The organism is Actinomadura sp. NPDC048032, from assembly GCF_040653175.1.
GTDB lineage: Bacteria > Actinomycetota > Actinomycetes > Streptosporangiales > Streptosporangiaceae > Spirillospora > Spirillospora verrucosospora.
Genome location: NZ_JBEZJP010000701.1, coordinates 1 through 2397, shown reverse-complemented (window position 1 = coordinate 2397; position 2397 = coordinate 1). Strand labels below are relative to the sequence as shown.

2 protein-coding genes are annotated in these 2397 nt (G+C 75.8%); one reads left to right on the top strand and one right to left on the bottom strand.

Features of this window, described 5'->3' with window-relative positions; translation table 11 throughout:
- On the top strand, positions 1-614 hold a 614-nt coding region (locus AB0C69_RS41260; protein WP_360362143.1), incomplete at its 5' end, for a DUF2252 family protein.
- 6 nt (positions 615-620) lie between these two features.
- On the opposite strand, the gene AB0C69_RS41255 is transcribed toward AB0C69_RS41260, so the two are convergent.
- Positions 621-2216: a GAF domain-containing SpoIIE family protein phosphatase gene (locus AB0C69_RS41255; protein ID WP_360362140.1), complete on the bottom strand. Its 1596-nt coding sequence runs from the start codon at positions 2214-2216 to the stop codon at positions 621-623.
- Positions 2217-2397 lie beyond the last annotated feature (181 nt).

The window sequence follows — 2397 nt, the reverse complement described above, 5'->3', positions numbered from 1 at the left end:
AGCGCTTCGGCAGCCTCACCTATGAGATCAAGGACATCGTCGGGGCGTCCGGGTTCGGCATCGGCTCGGCCGGGCTGTCGGCCTACAACATCCTCGTCGAGGGGAACACCCAGGCGCTGGAGAACGACGTCATCCTGTCGATGAAGCAGGGCAACGTCGCCGCCGCCAGCCGCGTCGTCGACGACCCCCGCATCCGCGAGTACTTCCAGCACCACGGGCACCGCACCGCCGTGTCGCGGCGCGCGCTGCAGGCCAACAGCGACCCGTGGCTCGGCCACACCCGGATCGACGGCGTCGGGTACGTCGTCCAGGAGCTGTCGCCCTACGAGGCGGACCTGGACTGGAGCGGCCTGACCGAGCCCGAGGACATGCTGTCGGTGCTGGACGACCTGGGCCGCGCCACCGCCAAGGTGCACTGCGTGTCCGACACCGACTCCGACCACACCCTGGTCGGGTTCCAGGTCGAGGACGCCATCGACGCGGTGATCGGCCCGGACGAGTCGGCGTTCGTTGAGGCGATGGTGGCGTTCGGCACCGAGTACGCCGAGATCGTCCGGGAGGACCACACCTACTTCGTGGACGCGTTCCGCAACCACGAGATCCCCGGCCTGTAGGGCGGGTCAGGGCCCTTCGGGGCGGACCAGGAGCAGCGCGATGTCGTCGTGGCCCCGCTGGTCGGACAGCAGGGCCACGACGCCGTCGGCGGTCTCCTCCAGCGTCCCGCCCTGGGAGGCGACCAGGGCGGAGGCGAGCCGCGCGACGCCGTCGTCGACGGTGCGCATCCGGCTCTCCACCAGGCCGTCGGTGTAGAAGGCGAGGGTCGCGCCCGGCGGGATCGTCGCCGACACCTGCGGGTGGTCGGCCGGATGCTCCTCGTCGGACACCCCGAGCGGCAGCCCGTGGGCGACGGCGAAGTGCCGCACGGTGCCGTCCGGCAGGGCCAGCAGCGGTGGGGGATGCCCGGCGCTCGCCATCTCGCACCGCAGCGTCGCCGGGTCGCAGACCAGGCACAGGCACGTGGCGAACTGCGCGGCGTCCAGCTCCTGGGCGATGGCGTCGAGCCGGGCCAGCACCTCGCCGGGCGGGAACCCGCACCGGACCAGCGTGTGCGCGGCGACCCGCAGCTGGCCCATCGCGGCGGCGGCGGTGACGCCGTGCCCGAGCGAGTCGCCGATCACCACGGCGATCCTGCCGCCGGGCAGCGGCACCACCTCGTACCAGTCGCCCCCGACGCCGCTGCGGGCGGGCAGGTAGCGGTGCGCGATCCGCAGGCCGGGCGGGGCGGTGACCTCGGCGGGCAGCAGCGCCGCCTTCAGCGCGGTCGCGGTGCGGTGCTCGCGCCGGTACGCGCAGGCGTTGTCGACGCAGGCGGCGGCGCGGCCGGCGAGTTCGGAGGCCAGCGCGCGGTCGGCCGGGTCGAAGGGCGGCCGGCCGCGCTTGCGGCTGAACACCGCGAACCCGAGGGTGCGGCCGCGCGCGGCGAGAGGCACCGCCAGCAGCGACACGTGGTCGGCGATGCCGTCGAGGAGGCGGCCCGTGCGGCCGGCCACGGTGTCGCGGGCGGCGTCGCCGCCGAACTCGACCATGTCGCCGGCGGCGAGGCAGCGGGCGTAGGGCGAGCCCGGCGGATAGACGATGACCTCGTCGACGGGGAACTCGCGGGACCACTCCCGCGGGTCGTCGTCGGCGAGCGCGACGGCCAGGCGCCGCACGACCGCCGACCCCTCGGTCTCGGCGCCGGGCTGGTCGTCGTCGGCGAGCAGGCGTTCCAGCACGTAGACGGCGCCGGCGTCGGCGAACCGCGGGACGGTGACGGCGACGATCTCGCCGGCGGCCCGGTGGGGGTCGAGGGTGGAGCCGGCGCGGCGGGCCGCCTCGTCCAGCAGCTCCAGGCCGCCGGTGCGGGGCGGGGACACCGTCAGCAGCACCTGGACGCGGCCGCCCGCGCCCGTCATCGGCTCGCAGGCCACCGGCAGGCCCTCGTCCGACAGCGGCAGGACGCCGCTCCAGGGGCGGCCGGCGGCGGCCGCCTTCAGCGCGACCAGCAGCGGCTCCGCCGCGCCGGGCCGGCCGAGCAGGTCGGTGAGCGCGGTTCCGGCGGCGGCGGCCGCGGCGCGGCCGAACAGGCGCGCGGCGCCGTCGCTCCAGCCGGTGACCGTCCCGTCCGGGGTGAGCAGGACGGTCGCCTGGCCTGGCCGTGCGGGGTCTTCGGCCATGGTCCTCACTGTCCGTGTGCGGAGGGCCTCCCGCCGCGGCTCGCGTTACGCTGAGGTGCCCGCGGACGGCCCCACTTCGGGCATAGGGAGACGACGAACCGCCGCACCGCCTCGACCGCGACCCGCTGGGCGTACGCGCTCGCCTTCCTCGTCGCGGCCAGTGCGGCGGGCGCCGTCGTGC